At 66.6% G+C, this 16,132-nt stretch carries 17 protein-coding genes; 11 read left to right on the forward strand and 6 right to left on the reverse strand.

Going from position 1 to position 16,132, the window contains the following annotated elements:
* Positions 1-65: 65 nt before the first annotated feature.
* The 6 genes from TX79_RS09570 (at position 66) to TX79_RS09595 (ending at position 3,815) form a co-directional block, all read left to right on the forward strand.
* Positions 66-557 carry a DUF309 domain-containing protein gene (locus TX79_RS09570; RefSeq protein ID WP_049927220.1) on the forward strand — a complete coding sequence of 164 codons (492 nt, stop codon included), beginning with the start codon at positions 66-68 and terminating at the stop codon, positions 555-557.
* Between the two features lie 145 nt (positions 558-702).
* Positions 703-1,500: a succinylglutamate desuccinylase/aspartoacylase domain-containing protein gene (locus tag TX79_RS09575; RefSeq protein WP_049927221.1), complete on the forward strand. Its 798-nt coding sequence runs from the start codon at positions 703-705 to the stop codon at positions 1,498-1,500.
* Positions 1,501-1,619: 119 nt separating this feature from the next.
* Complete coding sequence (locus TX79_RS09580) at positions 1,620-2,288, forward strand: DUF502 domain-containing protein (RefSeq protein ID WP_049927222.1); 669 nt, start codon at positions 1,620-1,622, stop codon at positions 2,286-2,288.
* Between the two features lie 113 nt (positions 2,289-2,401).
* Positions 2,402-2,959: a YeeE/YedE family protein gene (locus TX79_RS09585; protein WP_049927223.1), complete on the forward strand. Its 558-nt coding sequence runs from the start codon at positions 2,402-2,404 to the stop codon at positions 2,957-2,959.
* Positions 2,956-3,420, forward strand: a complete 465-nt coding sequence (locus TX79_RS09590) for a YeeE/YedE family protein (RefSeq protein ID WP_049927224.1) — start codon at positions 2,956-2,958, stop codon at positions 3,418-3,420. Before TX79_RS09585 ends, TX79_RS09590 begins: the two co-directional genes overlap by 4 nt.
* A gap of 182 nt (positions 3,421-3,602) precedes the next feature.
* Complete coding sequence (locus TX79_RS09595) at positions 3,603-3,815, forward strand: hypothetical protein (protein ID WP_049927225.1); 213 nt, start codon at positions 3,603-3,605, stop codon at positions 3,813-3,815.
* Between the two features lie 126 nt (positions 3,816-3,941).
* Here the strand turns inward: TX79_RS09595 and gcvPB are convergent, their stop codons facing one another.
* The 5 genes from gcvPB to TX79_RS09620 form a co-directional block, all read right to left on the reverse strand.
* The gene (gcvPB, locus tag TX79_RS09600; protein ID WP_049927226.1) at positions 3,942-5,477 is read right to left on the reverse strand and encodes an aminomethyl-transferring glycine dehydrogenase subunit GcvPB; all 1,536 of its coding nucleotides are present in this window, start codon (positions 5,475-5,477) and stop codon (positions 3,942-3,944) included.
* Positions 5,474-6,811, reverse strand: a complete 1,338-nt coding sequence (gene gcvPA, locus TX79_RS09605) for an aminomethyl-transferring glycine dehydrogenase subunit GcvPA (protein WP_049927227.1) — start codon at positions 6,809-6,811, stop codon at positions 5,474-5,476. The genes gcvPB and gcvPA overlap by 4 nt, the downstream gene beginning before the upstream one ends.
* Positions 6,812-7,027: 216 nt before the next feature.
* Complete coding sequence (locus TX79_RS09610) at positions 7,028-8,323, reverse strand: AI-2E family transporter (RefSeq protein WP_049927228.1); 1,296 nt, start codon at positions 8,321-8,323, stop codon at positions 7,028-7,030.
* Positions 8,324-8,440: 117 nt separating this feature from the next.
* On the reverse strand, positions 8,441-10,921 hold the full coding sequence (locus TX79_RS09615) for a heavy metal translocating P-type ATPase (protein WP_049927229.1): 2,481 nt from the start codon (positions 10,919-10,921) through the stop codon (positions 8,441-8,443).
* 52 nt (positions 10,922-10,973) lie between these two features.
* Entirely contained in the window at positions 10,974-11,816 is an 843-nt protein-coding gene (locus tag TX79_RS09620) for a sulfite exporter TauE/SafE family protein (protein ID WP_049927230.1), read from the reverse strand.
* Positions 11,817-11,932: 116 nt separating this feature from the next.
* Between TX79_RS09620 and TX79_RS09625 the strand changes: the two genes are divergently transcribed.
* From TX79_RS09625 to TX79_RS09635, 3 genes are all read left to right on the forward strand, one after another.
* On the forward strand, positions 11,933-12,700 hold the full coding sequence (locus tag TX79_RS09625; RefSeq protein WP_049927231.1) for a hypothetical protein: 768 nt from the start codon (positions 11,933-11,935) through the stop codon (positions 12,698-12,700).
* A 148-nt stretch (positions 12,701-12,848) separates the two neighbouring features.
* Positions 12,849-14,111 carry a HEAT repeat domain-containing protein gene (locus TX79_RS09630; protein WP_049928348.1) on the forward strand — a complete coding sequence of 421 codons (1,263 nt, stop codon included), beginning with the start codon at positions 12,849-12,851 and terminating at the stop codon, positions 14,109-14,111.
* Positions 14,108-14,971, forward strand: a complete 864-nt coding sequence (locus TX79_RS09635; protein WP_049927232.1) for a CheF family chemotaxis protein — start codon at positions 14,108-14,110, stop codon at positions 14,969-14,971. The genes TX79_RS09630 and TX79_RS09635 overlap by 4 nt, the downstream gene beginning before the upstream one ends.
* A 126-nt stretch (positions 14,972-15,097) precedes the next feature.
* Here the strand turns inward: TX79_RS09635 and TX79_RS09640 are convergent, their stop codons facing one another.
* Positions 15,098-15,307 carry a hypothetical protein gene (locus tag TX79_RS09640; protein ID WP_049927233.1) on the reverse strand — a complete coding sequence of 70 codons (210 nt, stop codon included), beginning with the start codon at positions 15,305-15,307 and terminating at the stop codon, positions 15,098-15,100.
* 230 nt (positions 15,308-15,537) lie between these two features.
* Between TX79_RS09640 and TX79_RS09645 the strand changes: the two genes are divergently transcribed.
* Positions 15,538-15,765 carry a DUF5795 family protein gene (locus TX79_RS09645; protein WP_049927234.1) on the forward strand — a complete coding sequence of 76 codons (228 nt, stop codon included), beginning with the start codon at positions 15,538-15,540 and terminating at the stop codon, positions 15,763-15,765.
* A gap of 101 nt (positions 15,766-15,866) precedes the next feature.
* A complete protein-coding gene (locus TX79_RS09650; RefSeq protein ID WP_049927235.1) occupies positions 15,867-16,112 on the forward strand; it encodes a hypothetical protein in 246 nt (81 codons plus the stop codon).
* The last annotated feature ends 20 nt before the right edge of the window (positions 16,113-16,132 follow it).

Below are 16,132 nucleotides of genomic sequence, written 5' to 3' on the forward strand. Positions count from 1 at the left end.
GGCACGACGACCGACGTCGAGACGGTGACCGATGCCGTTACCATCGTTCGTCCGCAACGAAGGGTATGGCCGACCACACGGCCGATCCCTCGGTCGATCCGCCGCCGGGATCGGCGTCGCCGACGGGCTGGAACCCCGACGCCGGGCGGTGGGACCACGCCACGCTCCGTGAGGCGACGGTCCACGGGGTGCGCCTCTACAACGCCGGTGCCTTCCACGAGGCCCACGACTGTTTCGAACTCGAGTGGTACAACTACGGCTCCGGCACCACCGAGAGCCAGTTCCTCCACGGGATGGTCCAGGTCGCCGCCGGCGCGTACAAACACTTCGACTTCGAGAACGACGACGGCATGCGCAGCCTCTTCGAGACGGCGTTGCAGTACCTCCATGGGGTTCCCAACGACTTCTACGGGGTCGACCTGCTGGACGTCCGCACGACGCTCACGAACGCGTTGAACGATCCCGCGGCGCTCGAGGGGTGGCGGATCGTCGTAGACGACGCACGCCCGGAAGCGACGGAGGCGGACTTCGCGTATATCGAGGCACTCGAGGAGTGATCGGGTACGCATCGGCGAGGCCTGTCGTCGGATCGTCCCCGTCACGATCGGCGCGATCGTCGACGGGCGCTAACGTGTCTGGGGACTGTCCAGTCGCCTCGAGAGAACCGAATCCCATTTGGGCGGTGAGTCCAAGGAAATACTGATGAGAGTTGCACAGCTCGGGTCGGGAACGCCGGAAGTCGCAGTCGTCGCAGGGGTCCACGGCGACGAGCCCTGCGGCGTTCGGGCCATCGAGCGGTTGCTCGAGGAACGCCCGACCGTCGAACGGCCCGTCAAGCTCGTCGTGGCCAACGAAGAGGCCCTCGAGCGACGGGTTCGGTTCCTCGACGAGGACCTCAATCGTGCGTTCCCGGGCGATCCGGACGCACAGACCCACGAGAAGCGCCTCGCCCATCGCCTCACCGAGGAACTCGCCGACTGTCTGACCTTCTCGATGCACTCGACGCAGAGCCACGGCGACCCCTTCGCCATCGTCAACGGGGTCAGCGCCACCGCACGCGATCTCGTCCCCCAACTGCCAGTCACGGCGATGGTCGAGACCAGCGAGTTCGCGGAGGGACGGCTGTTCTCCGAGATCGAGACCATCGAGGTCGAGTGTGGTCTCCAGGGGTCGGAGACGGCCGCCCAGAACGCCGACCGGCTGACGCGAGCGTTCTTGACCGCTGTCGGCGTGCTTCCCGGCGACACGATGCGTCGCGAACTCCCGGTCTACCGACTCACTGACGTCATCGAGAAGCAGACCGCCGACTCCTACGAGGTGTTCGTCGAGAACTTCACCGAAGTCGAAGCCGGCGAGACCTTCGCCGCCGCCGACGGCGACGAACAGATCGCCCAGGAAGCGTTCTATCCCGTCCTGATGTCTCCCTACGGCTACCGCGACGTCTTCGGCTACGCCGCCGAGAAAGTCGAGGTGCTGCCGTCGCAGACGGCCGCCGACTGAGACGACTGTCTACGAGGTTCCGGCGAGTCCGTTCTCGAGCGGCTCTAGGCTCGGCTTACAGGGCTTGCCCTGCCGTCGCAACCCCAATCGGAACGGCGAATCCCCTCGAGACGTCGGGTATGCCGACAGCGACGGTCAAACGGTGGTTGGTCAACGGAATCGTCATCACGATTCCGCTCGCGGTGACCCTGATCGTATTCAGCGTCGTGCTGAACTTCGTCCTGGGGATGCTCGAGCCGGTCGTCACGGCCGTGATCTACGTCTGGCCGAACGACCCGCCGACGGTCGTCGTCCAGTTCACGACGCTCGCCTCCCTGGTCGGATTCCTGTTGGCGGTCGGGTTCGTCGCGGAGCAGACGTCCGGCCAGCGCATCTCGCGGACGGTCCACGAGACGATCGAGTCGATCCCGGTCGTCAGCACCATCTACGCGAGCGTCCGCCGGGCCAGCGACATCCTCGCTGACGACGACACCGATCAGTTCCGCGAGGTCAAACTCGTCGAGTTCCCTCACGAGAACGCCCACATGCTCGGCTTCCTGACGGCCGATACTCCGGCGACTATCGAACGACGCCTCGGCGAGAACGACCTCCAGACCCTGATGATCCCCCTCGCACCGAACCCCACCACGAACGGTTTCATCGTCCACGTCCCTACGGAACACGTCCACGAGGTAGATCTGACCGTCGAAGACGCGGTTCGATCGATCGCGACGCTCGGCGTCGCGACCGATCCCAACGAGGACGACGGCAGGACTGACCGTTCGTCGGTGACAGCCGCCGACGACTGACGGTCGACGCGTCCACCGACCCGCGGCCCCGATGGTCGACGACGCGCGTCAGAGAGATACAAGTTTCCCCGCGGCAGAAGCCTTGATACGTCGGCATTCCCTTCGGGCGAGTGATGACAGGTCCAGTGCTGTTCGTCGCGACGGTCGCGGAGCTGTTCCCCAACGGGACCAGCCACTACGCGATCGGCGGGTTGCTCGTCGGGTTGGGAACGGCCGTGATCTATCTCGGAACCGGCATTCCGGCCGGCGCGAGTACGTTCCTCGAGTCGACGCTCTCGTACGTCTCGGACCAGTCGCGATTCCAGCGGTACCGGGCCTCCCGGGACTGGCGGGTCGTCTTCACGCTCGGCATCGTCGCCGGGGCGGCCGTCTATGCGCTGACGTTCCAGAGCGGCCTCGTCTCGCACGGGCTGGCCCAGCCCGCGACGATCGGTGAACTGGTCGACGTCGCCGGGATCACGCTCTGGTCGACCGACGTCCAACCCTGGCGGCTCTTCCTCGGCGGGATCCTCATCGGCATCGGCACCCGTCTCGGGAAGGGCTGCACCTCCGGTCACGGCGTCTGTGGCGTCGGCTCGGCCTCGAGCGCATCCGTCATTGGCGTCGCCACCTTTCTCCTCGTCGCGGTCGGCGTCGCCCAACTCGTCCAGGCGGTGGGGATGAGCCCATGAGCAGCGACGACAGGCACCCGCTGTTCATGCCGCTGGTGTTCGTCGGCGGCCTGCTCTTCGGCTTCGGCCTCGCGTTCAGCCACATGGCCCAGCCCGAGGTCGTGCTCTCGTTCCTCCAGTTCGCCGACTTCGGCCTGATTTTCGTGATGGCTGGCGCAGCGATCGTGACGGGCATCGCCGTCTTCGGCGCGAGCCTTCTCCGTAGCGAGGCCCCGCTCACCGGCTCTCCCTACCGCCGTCGCCTGAAGACGCTCGACCGGAACGTCGTCTTCGGCGGTGCGATCTTCGGCGTCGGCTGGGGACTCTCGGGCATCTGCCCCGGTGCGGCCTACGCCAGCCTCGGGGTCGGCAACGTGATCGTCCTCTACGGCGTCGCCGGCATGTTCCTCGGCGCGTACGTCCAGGGCTACGTCCGCTCGAGGGGCGTCGACACCGGTCCGGAGGCGACGACGACGGACTGACGCTCCCGGTTCGCGGATCGGGATCGATCGATCCGAGGCTCCTACTCGCCGGGACGCGAGAAAATACGCGTATTGATATCGACGTTTCCCCTCCTCTCGCCTCGAGCGGGTAGATCTCCCTGCGCTCGGATCGAAAGGTGGTAAACTTGATAGTAGTCGATACCGACCAATCCGGTACCGAGATGGCTCACCGAGACGACACGGATCGGGTGTTGGCTGCGTGTGCGGAGTGTGAATCGGTCTATACTGCGCGACAGTGGCCCGACGGGTCGATTCGGCTCATCGGTCAGGAGACCTGTTCCTGCGGGTCGAGCGAGTTCGAGGTCGTCACCGAAGGCGACGTCGTGCCGGACTCGGACGATTCGAACCCGTCGAGCGGCATGGGCGACGAGTAACCGGCTCCGACGCGGACAAGGCGACCGTTCCCGTGCCCGTCGCTATCCAACCGACTGATCGCGGAAAAACGTCAGGAGAGCGGGGTCGTCGGAACGACGAGACCGAAACTGCGCCGCGAATCGACGCTACTCTTCCTCGAGAGCCTGCCAGGAGAGTCGCGGGTTCCGAGCCGCGCTCGTCTGATCGATCCGGCGGGCGGTGGTCCGCTCGGGTGCGTCGGCGAGCGTCTCGTCGTCTTCAGCGGCGACGGCGTTGAACGCGGCCGCGAGCCGATCGAGCGTCTCCTTGCTCTCGACCTCGGTCGGTTCTGTCATCAGCGCCTCGGGGACGATCTCGGGCCACTTCGTCGTCGGCGGGTGGACGCCGTAGTCGAGCATTCGTTTGGCGACGTCGGCGGCGTCCTGCTCGCCCGCACTGGCGACGAACTCGTGGTGGAACGGCTCGTACGGAACGTCGTACTCGATCTGACTCGCGAGGTAGTTCGCGTTGAGCACGGCCGTGGCGCTCGCGTCCGCGAGTCCCTCGTCGCCCAGCCGCGCGATGTAGGCGAACGCTTTCACGAGGACGAGCCAGTTGCCGTGGAACCCGTGAACCTTGCCGATCGTGTGCTCGGGGTCGAACAGTTCGTAGGTGGGTTCGCTCTTGCCCGCTTCGTTCTCGCGCACCCGCGGCGCTGGCAGGAACGGGGCCAACTCCTCGACGACGCCGACCGGACCCGCGCCGGGGCCGCCGCCCCCGTGGGGCGTCGCGAACGTCTTGTGGACGTTGTAGTGCATCACGTCGAAGCCCATGTCGCCGGGCCGTGCGCGTCCGAGCAGGGCGTTCAGGTTCGCCCCGTCGTAGTAGAGCAGGCCGCCGACGTCGTGGACCATCGCGGCGATCTCCTCGATGTCGCGCTCGAACAGCCCCAGCGTGTTGGGGTTCGTGAGCATCAGCGCGGCCGTATCCTCCGAAAGTGCGGCCTCGAGTGCCTCGAGGTCGACCCGGCCGTCCTCGTCGCTGGGCAGCGAGACCACGTCGTATCCCCCCAGCGCGGCGCTGGCGAAGTTGGTCCCGTGGGCGCTCTCGGGGACGATCACCTCGTCGCGGTCCCCCTCGCCGTTGTGTTCGTGATAGGCCGCGGCGACGCGGATGCCGACGAACTCGCCGGCCGCCCCAGCGGGAGGTTGCAGCGTCACCGCGTCCATCCCGCCGATCCGGCCGAGGTAGTCCTGCAGCCGGTAGAGGAGTTCGAGCGTCCCCTGGACCGACTCCTCGGAGCGGTCCGGATGGACGGCAGCCGACGGCAGGGCGGCGACGTCCTCCGTGAACTTGGGGTTGTACTTCATCGTACACGACCCAAGCGGGTACGGGCCGCTGTCGATGCCATACACCATCTGGGAGAGCCGCGTGTAGTGTCGGGCCAGTTCGGGCTCCGAGAGGGCCGGTAGCTCGAGCGAATCGCGGGTGAGATCGTCCGGGAGCGGCGATTCGGCGCTCGTCTGTACACTCCCGGCATCTGCGGTCTCAGCGTCGGCGTCGTCGCCGCCAGTACCGTCGATCCGGACGCAGGTCAGGTCCTTCTCCGACAGTAGCGGTTCGTACTGGCCGTTCTCGACGTAGCGGGCCTGATCGTACCGGGCTTGCTCGTCAGCGCCGGTCGTCTCGCGGTCGTCGCTCATCGGACCACCTCCTCGAGCGCCGCGACGAAGGCGTCCAGTCGCTCGTCGGGGACGCCGGCGACGCAGACCTGAATCTCGTGGTCGCCGACGACGTGGACCGCGAAGCCGCGTTCCTCGAGGTCGTCGGCGATCGCTTCCGCGGGCTGGTCGACGCGAGCGACGAACTCGCGGAGGTGGTGGCGGTCGTGGACCGGAGCCTGTACGCCGACGAGGTCGTCGATCCGCTCCGCCAGGTCCCTCGCCCGAGTGACGCCGCGGTTCGCGAGGTCGATCATCCCCTCGGGACCCAGGGAGGCGGCGTGGATCGCCGTCCGCAGGGCCACCCAGGCCTGATTCGTACAGATGTTGCTCGTCGCCCGTTCCCGACGAATGTGCTGTTCGCGGGTCTGGAGCGTCAGCGTGTAGGCGCGCCGGTCGGTCGCGTCCTCGCTGGCACCGACCAGTCGGCCGGGAACCTGTCGCAGGTACGCCTCGCGGGTCGCGAACAGGCCCAGTCCCATCCCGTAACTCGTCGGCAGACCGAGGACGCTCGCGTCGCCGACGACGACGTCGGCACCGACGTCGACCGGCCGCTCGAGGACGGAAAGGGCGATTGGGTCCGACCCGAGGACGAACAGCGCGTCGGCGTCGTTCGCTACCGCTCCGACCTCGGCGAGGCGCTCCTCGACCGTCCCGCGGACGGTCGGGTTCTCGGCGTAGACCATGACGCACTCCTCGTCGACGGCCTCCTCGAGCGCCGCGACGTCGACGTTCGCGTCGTCGGTCGCGTAGGTCTCGACCGAGAGGTCAGTGCCCGCGACGTAGTTCGCGAGCGTCGAACGTCGTTCCTCGCGCAGCAGGTCGGGCACGAGGACGCGGTGGCCGTCGGCGTCGCGCACGCGGTCGGCCAGCGTCGCGGCCTCCCCCAGCGCCGTCGCCGCGTCGTACATCGAACAGTTGGCGACCTTGAGTCCGGTCAACTCGACCAGCAGGGACTGGTACTCGAACAGCGCCTGCAGGAACCCCTGGGAGACCTCCGGCTGGTACTGCGTGTAGGAGGTCAGAAACTCCGAGCGGTCGGCGAGGTGATCGACCAGCGACGGCACGTAGTAGCCGTAGTGGCCCCGACCGAGCAGTTCCGTCAGGTCGTCGTTGCGACCCAGTATCGACCGGACGAGACGCCGCGTCTCGCGCTCCGAACGCGGTTCGATCCCGAACTCGTCGTCGAACTGTACTGCGGACGGGATGTCGAAGAGGTCGGCGACCGAATCGGCCCCGATCGCCTCGAGCATCGCCGTCCGTTCCGCATCCGTGTGTGGTGCGTACGGACTCCCCGTAGCTCGTGATCCGTGCATAGTTAGTTCCGTCTCCGTCGAACGCGACCCGTCCGCGATACCCGACAGGTCGACCGCGACTCGATATCCACCCGTAGTTGCCAGGGGGTAATGAACACACCCCTTCTGTACTCAGAATGTCACGGATCGCGTCACGAGTTCGTATCCAAACCGCCCCCGAAGTCCCGCCGATACGCCGGCAACGTGAGGGACCCGCATCCGTCCGGACGGTCGTTCTTACTGACCGCTCGCGTCCCCGTGACCGCCGTTCCGATCCGGGGACTCGTCGGATCGCGATTCGTCGCCCGCGATACCGCTGTCGCCGTCGGATTCTTCGATCGAATCGTCCGCCGAACGTTGTGCGTCCGAATCGTCGTTCGGGTCGTCAGTGGCTACACGTGGGTCCGATCCGTCCGCGACGCCTTCGGAGGCACCCTCGGGCGCGCCGATTCCGGTGTCCGGATCCGTCTCGACGGCGGGTTCCTCGGCGTCGGCTTGGGGGCGAGCCATCCCGTTGCGCCGTTCTCGAGCGAACACGTCGAGCGTGACCTTCGCGCCGCCGAGAACGACCGGGCCGATGAACAGACCGACGGCCCCGAAGACGACGAGACCGCCGAAGATACCGACGACGACGATCGCGGAGTTGAACGCGCTCGAGCGGCCGATCAGCGCCGGCCGGAGGTAGGTGTCGGAGGCGCTGACGAGCGAGCCGTAGAGAACGAGGATCACGGCGGCTCCTATCGATCCGGTCGCCAGCAGGTAGAGCGTGACCGGGATCCAGACGCCGAACGCGCCCACGAGCGGGAGCAACGCGAGCACGAACGTCGCCACGGTGAGAAAGACCACCGCCGGGACGTCGAGCAGGAACAACCCGATTCCGAGCAGGATCGCCTGGACGCCGGCGACGGCGACGTTGCCGACGACCGAGGCCCACATGAGTCGATCGAGTTTCCGCCGCAGTTCCAGCTGGACGTCGTCCTCGATCGGGAGCACCTGCTGGAACCACGCGACGAGGGCGTCCCCGTCACGCAACAGCGAGAAGAGGACGAACAGCGTCACCGTGATACCGATAAACAGCGACGGGAGACCGCCCGCGAACTCCACCGTCCGCGTCGCGATCCCCTGTAAGCCGGTCGCGATCGGGTCCTGGTAGTTCTCGTACAGTTCGACCAGGTCGACGCTGTAGCCCGTCGACTCGAGCTGGGCTTCGATCGCGCCGACGTCGAGTTCGCCGTTCTGGAGGGCCGCCACGACGTCGAACGCCTCACGGATCGCGATCGCGAGGACGTACGCGAGCGGGAGCAAAATGGTGAGGATCGCCACGGCGACGAGCGTGAGCGCGGCGACCATCGAGCCGACGAGACGCTCGAGGCGTCGCTGCGCGGGCATGAGAATGTACGCGAGGACGACCCCGAGCAACACGTACTGGAGATAGGGGAGAATGACCAGCAGCCCCAACACGGCGCTGACGGCTGCGAGCGCGGTCAACGCCGGATTGTCGGAGAGCCACTCGCCGTCGATACTACCGGACATGCCGCCGGCTACGAGTCGGAGATCAATTAGTGTACTGACCTGTACACGCACAGCGGAATTGTCACGGGGATCGACGGCTGGCCCACGGGGAAGTAGAGGCGACGGACGACGGAGCGGTCACTCCTCGAGCAGCGGCCGCGACGAGTTCGTAACGACGAGAATGCTGCTGCCGGCCATCGCGAGCGCCGCCAGCAACGGGTTGAACAGGCCCGTGACCGCCAGCGGGATCGCAATCGCGTTGTAACAGAACGCCCAGCCGACGTTGCCCTTGACGCGGCGGTCGGTGGCGCGGGCCAGGTCGAAGACCGTTTCGACCGAGGCGAGGTCGTCGTCGACGAGCGCGACGTCGGCCGCGTCGGCGGCCATCGCCGTGCCACCACCGAGGGCGATTCCCAGGTCCGCCGTCGCGAGCGCGGGCGCGTCGTTCGTCCCGTCGCCGACCATCACCGTCTGTCCGCGGCCCTTGAGCCGGTCGATCGTCTCGGCCTTCCCTTCCGGCGGAACGCCGGCGAAGACCCGATCGACGGCCGAGTGCTCCCGGAGACGCCCGGTCGCCCGTTCGTCGTCGCCGGTCAGGACGACCACCTCGGTCTCCGTTGCGGCGATGGCCGAGAGCGTCTCGTCCCACCCCTCGCGGAGTTCGTCGCCGACGACGACGACCCCCTCCGCAGCGCCGTCCCGCCCGACCGCGATCGGAACTCGTCCCGTCTCGCGGCGCTCGGCGATCGTCCGCTCGATGGCGTCGGGAACCCGCCACCCGAGGTCGCGGAACAGGTCGGGGTGGCCGACGACGATTCGCTCGCCGTCGACGATCCCGGCGACGCCGTTACGGTGGCTCTCGAACTCCTCGACGCGGTCGTCGTCCGCGGGATCGTCGTCGCTCGTGGTAGCTCCCTCTGAGTCGGCAGTCGCGTCGACGGCACCACCGTCGGCGACTGGGTCGAGGTCGTCGGCCGGTCGGGCATCGGCGATCGCCCGTCCGATCGGGTGGGCCGACTGCGCCTCGAGCAGGGCGGCACGCTCGAGCAGGGCGTGGTCGCAGTCGGTCTCGACGACGGTCATGTCGCCGGTCGTGATGGTGCCGGTCTTGTCGAAGACGACGGTGTCGGCCTCGCGGATGCGCTCGAAGACGCTGTCGTCGAAGACGACGATCGAGCGTTCCAGGGCGTCGCGGATGCCGGCGGCGACGGCCATCGGGGTCGCCAGCCCGAGCGCGCAGGGACAGGAGACGATGACGACCGTCAGCCCGACGAGCAGGGCGTCGGCGAGTCCAGCGCCGAGGGCGAGATAGGCGACCGTGACGAGGACCGCGAGCGAGAGCACGACGGGGACGAAGATCGTCGCGAGTTTGTCGGCGAGCTTCTGGACGCCCCCGCTGGTGCTCTGGAGGTCCCAGACGAGTTCCGTGATCCGGTCGAGCGTGCTGGTGGCGTCCTCGCCGACGCGGACGGTGATCGCGCCGTCCTCGACCATCGATCCGCCGACGACGGGATCGCCGACCCCCTTCGTGACCGGCAGGGATTCGCCGGTGACGACCGCCTCGTCGATCGCCGCCTCGCCGTCGACGACGTCGCCGTCGACCGGGATCCGCTCGCCTGCCCGGACGATCACCTCGTCGTCCGCCTCGAGGTCGTCGATGCCGACGGTCTCGGGCTCCCCGTCGGGGCCGATCCGGCGGGCCTCGTCGACCTGAACGCTGGTCAGGTCCGAGAGGCGTTCGACGGCCTCGCCCTTGAGCGAGGACTCGTAGTAGTTCCCGACGGTGACGACGACCACGACCGCGACGGTCACGTCGTAGAAGATGTGCGGCCCGCCGACGACGATGGAGATGGTGCTGTAGAGCCACGGCCCGACGGCCGCGACGGCGATGAGCAGGTCCATGTTCGGCGAGCGCGTCCGGAGCGCGACGTACGCGCCCTGGAGGATCGGTTTCCCCGTAAACGCGAGGATGATCGTCGTCAGCGCGGCGATCATCAGGTAAAACGGCGTCGCGAGGTCGCTCGCCAGCGTCGCCTCGAAGAACTCCATCGTCCGCTCGTCGTAGACCCACTCGCCGAAGTAGGTGGGGTAGATGATGACGACGTACTGGAGCATCACCATCATCCCCATCAGGACGCCGACGGCGAGGCGAGCCATCTCCCAGTTGTCCGCCTGACGCCTGCTGAAGGTGTCGTCCCGGTCGTAGGCGCTGTAGCCGAGGCCGCTGATACGGTCTTTCAGGTCTTCGACCGACACCGCGTCCGGATCGTGGTCGATCCGGACCGTCTCGGTCACGTAACTCGAGCGCGCGTCGCTGACGCCGTCGGTCGCGGTCGCGACCGACTCGATGAACGCCTCGCAGGTCGCACAGTACATCCCGTCGACCTCGAGGAACGTCGTCTCGTGACCGGGTGGACGCTCCTGGTCCTCGGGTTCCTCGTCCGCCCGTCGCGTGCGGCGGACGTCCTCGGCGTCGACGTCCTCGACGTCGCCGAGGACCTCGTAGACGTCGCGACAGCCGACACAACAGAACTCGTTGCCGTCGGCGGTGACGCCGCTTCCCGCTACCGGGAGATCACAGAGCGTACAGCCCGTCTCGGTCGCGTGTTCGTCGGTCATCGGTTTGTGGTAGGTTACGTTCCGTGCGGTTCCGTTCGTTCGAGCGCGGTCGTCAGTGGTCGTGGCCGCCGTCCATCCCCGGCACGTCGAGGCCGTCGTAGAACGGCAGTTCCGGGTGCGGGACGTCGATTCCCAGGCTCATCAGTCCGTGGGCGAGCAGGACGTAGCCGAGGACGACGAACGCGACGCCCAGCAGTCGGTGGAGCCGTCGTCGGTGGGCGACGTCGACGCTCTCGATCAGCGTCCCGTAGGCGAAGACGGCCGGGATCGTCCCGATCCCGAGCGCGGCCAGCGCGATCGCACCGCCCGTCGGCGAGCCGATCGTGAACGCGTAGAGGTAGGCCGGGTAGAGGACCGGACACGGCAACAGTCCGTGCAGCGCGCCCAGTCCCACGATACCGGGACCGTTCGCCAGCCGGTCGACGTGGCCGGTGAGCCAGCCGGTGACGCGCTCGAGACCGGGCAGCGAGATCCCGCCGCCCGAGATTCGGCCCCCCAGGTAGTACGCGCCCGTGACGAAGACGAACCCGCCCACGAGGACCCCGACCACGCCGCGAACGCTCTCGACGACGGGAGTTAGCTCCGCCGTCGTCACGAACAGGGCACCCCCGAGCGCGCCGAACGCCGCCCCGAGCACGGTGTAACTCGCCGCCCGCCCGAGGTTGAACAACGCGTGTTGGCGGACGGCGTAGGTCGTCAGATAGCTCGACCGGCCCGACCGGCCGGATCGGCTCCGGGTCGGCGTCCCGCCGTCGGTGCCGACACCGCCGTCTTCCATCCGACTCGCGTAGACGGTCACGAGCGGCCCACACATCCCGATACAGTGGGCACCGGCCAGCAGGCCGATGAGGAGAAACAGGGCGACGTCGATACCGAGCAACGTGAACGGATCCATGGGGAGTCAACTCCGAAACCTCGCCGTTGCTCGGGCTAGCCGCCGGACGGGGTAGTGCGTTTCGCCTCCGGACGGCCGACGCGTTTTTCACCCCCTGGTGAGACCCTTTCATAACGATGCGTGACGTTCCCGAGTATTCGACCGACGCGCAAACAGATCGTCCCGGTGACGATACCGACGAGAGCAGTGGATTGCGTCGTCGGCAGCTACTCGGCACTGCAACGGCGCTGTCGGTCGGTGGACTGGCCGGCTGTTTGAACACGATCGCTTCCGTCGGGGGCGGCCGCGTCGCGGTCGAACCGGAACCGCCTGGCGAGGAACCCGACGCGTCCCCCGAGGAGTTCTACTACGTGCTCGAGGAAAACGGGATCACCGTCGACGAACTCTACCACGATCCTGGCGGGGACGCCGAGAGCGAGACGAACGAGGTGATCCTGTTCTACGAGAGCGAGGCCGAGACCATGGCGGAATCCGACGAGGAAGTCAGACGGATCTACCGGCTGTTTCGGGACGAAATCGTGGCCCACGGCACCGACCTCGAGGAACTCTACACCGAGAACGTCGCGTACGACGAGGACGTCTCGGAGTACTACCCCGAGAACGTCGACGAGTACGACGGCCAGGTCGGAGGGTGGGGTGCGAACGCCCGGTGGGCTCGGCGAGAACTGGACGGCGAGGTGACCGAAGACATGGTCTTCGCCGAAATCGTCGGATCGATGCAGTACCCGCCGGCCGGGCGTATCCGGGCCGACGATTACGGGGAAAGCACCGAGCAACGCGACGAGTCGATCGAGATCGAGATCGGCGACGAGAACGCAACCACTGGTGCGGAAGCGACGACCACGACCGACGCCGAAAACGAAGGCGACTCGGACGACGCCTGACATGACGGCACCGGTCACCCGGTATGACGACCACGAGTGTGGCACAGACGATCGAACCGGACGTGAAGGGCAACCGTGAATATCAGTCGAACGAACACCAAACTATGACACTGTCAGCGTGGGGCCGCTCCCGGAGGAGGTGAGCGCGGTGACGCTATTCGAACTCGAGCGAAACGCGGACTTCGACTCGCTGGTCACCTACCTCGAGCGGAGTTCGAACCCGGATATCCGCCGCCGTGCAGCGGACGTACTCGGCGGCCTCCACAGCGAGGCGGCCGACGAGCCGAGGGACCGCAAGAAGGTCGTCGACGCGCTCGTCGAGGTCGCCAAGGACGACGAGAACGACGAGGTCCGAGCGGCGGCGATCGACGCCCTCGACCAGTACGGCCAGGACGCCCTGGAGCAGTTCATCGGGGAGCTGTCGGGGACCGACATCGACGACGTCGCCACCTGGAAGAAGGCCCAGATCCTGGCCAAGGGACTCGACGCCGACGTTCCGGAACTCCGGATGGCCGCCGCGACGGGGCTGGGTCGGATCGGCGAAAACAACGTCGTCTCGACCCTGGTCGACGCCATCGACGATCCGGATCCACGCGTCCGGAAACGCGTCGCTCGAGCGCTCGGCCGGATCGAATCGCCGGAAGGCGTCCCCGCGCTGACCGACAAACTCCACGAGGACAAGTACGACGTCCGGATCGAGGTGGCCTACGCCCTCGCGGACATCGGGACGAACAACGCCCTCGGGGAACTGACGAGCATCGCCGACGACGAGGACGAGGTGTTGCGCCGCATCGCCGTCGACGCGCTCGGGCGACTCGGCAGTACCGAGGCCGTCGAGATCCTGGCGGGGGCACTCAGCGACGACTCCGACGCCGTCAGGCGGACGGCGATGTTCTCGCTCGTCCAGTTGCTCTCGGAGGCCCCGGCCAACGCGAGCCACCAGGTTCGCGAGAAGATCGTCGACGAACTCGCCGAGGCGAACGAACGCGAGGCGGTCGAACCCCTGATCGAGATTCTCGACCGCAGCACCGAGACGGCCCAGCGGCGGAACGCGGCGTGGCTGCTCGGACGGATCGCCAGGGACGAGTACCGCTCGAACGCCCAGGACGCGCTGATCGAGACGCTGGCCGACGACGACGAGATGACCTCGAAGTTCGCCGCCACCAGCCTCGCGCTGCTCGACGGGGGCGACCTCGAGGACCGGTTACTCGACATCCTCGATGACGACATGCGCGACGACGAGATGCGCGTGAAAGCGCTGTTCGTCCTCGGAAAGATCGGCGGCGACCGGGCGCGGGATCGCATCTCGTCGTTCGTCGACAGGACCGAGAACGATCGGCTGCGAAAACGTGGCTTCTCCGCGTTATCGAAACTCGGCGGCGTCGGCGCGCCGAGTGGTGATCTCGCATGAGCAAGTCCGAGCAGAAACTCGCCGACGTGACCGGGAAGTTCACACAGGTCGTCCGTGACGGCCGCAAACTGCAGGACACGAGTTGGTCGAACGGGCGGATCGTCCTCTCGAACAAGCGACTGGTGATCGTCGGTAACGACGGCAAGGAAACGATACCGCTGTCGAAAATCTCCTCCATCAGGGGCCGATACGACGTCAACCAGGCGATCGCGACGGTGTCGAACTACATCAGCGTCAACTACGGTCCCAACGTCTACCTCGTCTCGATGGACGAGGTCGACGCGTTCGAACTCAAGATCCAGCGAGCCATTCTCGACGGCGAGATCATCCTGATCAAACACCCCGCCGTGAAAGGCGGCGTCATTCAGGACTCCGACTGGCAGAAAGCTCGCGTCAAGATCAACGAGGGGGTTGCGAACTTCGCCCTCGAGAGCGGCAAACTGGTGCAAATCGAGGTCGACGACGTCGGCACCGTCGAGACCGACGAACGCACCATCCGCGGCAGCGATCGGCCGGTTATCGAGGCCGAACACACGGAAGACGACTCGAGCGTCCAGACCTACATCTCGGGGTCGAAACAGAACACGTCGCTCCTGAAGTCTGTCCTCGACAAGGGCGCGGAGAAAAACGCCTCGTCGATCGACCTCTCCTCGAAGGAAGAGGAGGTGCTGATGGCGATCTACTCGGGGGTGTCGCCGTTCGAAGTGCCGGAGTTCCTCGACATCGATACCGACGAGGTCGAGGAGATCTACGAACGACTGATCGAACTCGACGTCCTCGAGGAGGTCCGGGTCCGCCGCGAGGTCGCGCTGAAACCCCGCGGCCGAAACATCGCCAGCGAGGCGATGAACAACAAGTAGGTCCGTTCGTTTGACGACGGCTTCGGCGACCCGACGTTTCTCCTTGCTCACTCGACTCCGCCGACCCATCGACACCGCTCAGGCGACGGATCCCCGCGATGCGACCGGTCTCGAGCGCAGAACCAGTTACTGGGTAGAGACCGCGTAGTACTCCGTGTACTTCACCAGATCGCAGTCGTGAAAGCCGTCCACGACGGCCCCGTCGACCGACGTCTCGGCGTCGTCCATCAACGTCGGCAGTCGCTCCTTCGCCGGTTCGGCGAGTTCGTCGTAGTGGCAGACGCGCGACTCCGGCGGGACCTCCTCGACGCGCTCGAGTGTGACATTATCTCCCATAGTCGTATTCGATAATACGTGGTCGAGAGTACTTGAAACTTACCCACAGTATCGTTCATACGTCCATCGAGGGCGTTCCGTTGAGCCATCATCTGGACGGTTGCCCATTCAATCAGCCGAGAGAAGGCGGATCGTCCCGCGCTCACCGATCGTTCGACTGCATTCGTCCCGATCCGTTCCAACGAACCGGCTCGAAAACGCTTAGGTGGCTCTGGCCCGGATATCGAGGCGTGTCCGATAACCGAGTCGTTCAGGGCCGAATGGTGACCGCGGAGTCGCTGGCGGAACTGATCGAGGGCGAACCGGTGATGGAAGCCGAATCGATCGAGGAGGCCGACCGGGACTGCCCCGAGTGCGGCGGTTCGGTGTTGACAGTCGGCTACATGCCGTCGGTGACGGCGTTCGTTACCGGCTGGAAGTGCCAGGACTGCGACTGGAGCGACACCGACCGCGACTGAGGAGGGGACGAACGGATCGACCGGTTCGTCACCTCGAGAGCGGCCGTCGACGCCGAGGGAACTATTAGTAGCTGCCCGTCGTATTCGATCGCAAGCGCTTCATGGACGCCGACGACCTCCGCGAGCACTACCTGAGCGGCCGATATCTCCGCAACCGATTGGTGCTTCTGGCCTGTCTCACCGTGGTCGGTATCGTCGTCCGCCTAGCGGGGTGGCTCGAGCCAGACGTCGGGAGTGGAACGGCAGGCCGTGAACTCGTGTTGCAACTGGTAGTGGGCGGGATCGTCGTCGGCTGGCTGTTCGCCGCCGTCGTCGGACTGATCGGACTGCTCCGATGGCTCCGGTAACGGCTGACTGCAGCAGTAGA

It is taken from the genome of Halopiger goleimassiliensis, from assembly GCF_000455345.1.
Classification (GTDB): domain Archaea; phylum Halobacteriota; class Halobacteria; order Halobacteriales; family Natrialbaceae; genus Halopiger_A; species Halopiger_A goleimassiliensis.

Excerpts from the sequence above, each read along its gene's own strand:
- TX79_RS09570 (WP_049927220.1), top strand. The coding sequence starts at position 66 with ATGGCCGACCACACGGCCGATCCCTCGGTCGATCCGCCGCCGGGATCG.
- TX79_RS09575 (WP_049927221.1), top strand. The coding sequence starts at position 703 with ATGAGAGTTGCACAGCTCGGGTCGGGAACGCCGGAAGTCGCAGTCGTC.
- TX79_RS09580 (WP_049927222.1), top strand. The coding sequence starts at position 1,620 with ATGCCGACAGCGACGGTCAAACGGTGGTTGGTCAACGGAATCGTCATC.
- TX79_RS09585 (WP_049927223.1), top strand. The coding sequence starts at position 2,402 with ATGACAGGTCCAGTGCTGTTCGTCGCGACGGTCGCGGAGCTGTTCCCC.
- TX79_RS09590 (WP_049927224.1), top strand. The coding sequence starts at position 2,956 with ATGAGCAGCGACGACAGGCACCCGCTGTTCATGCCGCTGGTGTTCGTC.
- TX79_RS09595 (WP_049927225.1), top strand. The coding sequence starts at position 3,603 with ATGGCTCACCGAGACGACACGGATCGGGTGTTGGCTGCGTGTGCGGAG.
- gcvPB (WP_049927226.1), bottom strand. The coding sequence starts at position 5,477 with ATGAGCGACGACCGCGAGACGACCGGCGCTGACGAGCAAGCCCGGTAC.
- gcvPA (WP_049927227.1), bottom strand. The coding sequence starts at position 6,811 with ATGCACGGATCACGAGCTACGGGGAGTCCGTACGCACCACACACGGAT.
- TX79_RS09610 (WP_049927228.1), bottom strand. The coding sequence starts at position 8,323 with ATGTCCGGTAGTATCGACGGCGAGTGGCTCTCCGACAATCCGGCGTTG.
- TX79_RS09615 (WP_049927229.1), bottom strand. The coding sequence starts at position 10,921 with ATGACCGACGAACACGCGACCGAGACGGGCTGTACGCTCTGTGATCTC.
- TX79_RS09620 (WP_049927230.1), bottom strand. The coding sequence starts at position 11,816 with ATGGATCCGTTCACGTTGCTCGGTATCGACGTCGCCCTGTTTCTCCTC.
- TX79_RS09625 (WP_049927231.1), top strand. The coding sequence starts at position 11,933 with ATGCGTGACGTTCCCGAGTATTCGACCGACGCGCAAACAGATCGTCCC.
- TX79_RS09635 (WP_049927232.1), top strand. The coding sequence starts at position 14,108 with ATGAGCAAGTCCGAGCAGAAACTCGCCGACGTGACCGGGAAGTTCACA.
- TX79_RS09640 (WP_049927233.1), bottom strand. The coding sequence starts at position 15,307 with ATGGGAGATAATGTCACACTCGAGCGCGTCGAGGAGGTCCCGCCGGAG.
- TX79_RS09650 (WP_049927235.1), top strand. The coding sequence starts at position 15,867 with ATGGACGCCGACGACCTCCGCGAGCACTACCTGAGCGGCCGATATCTC.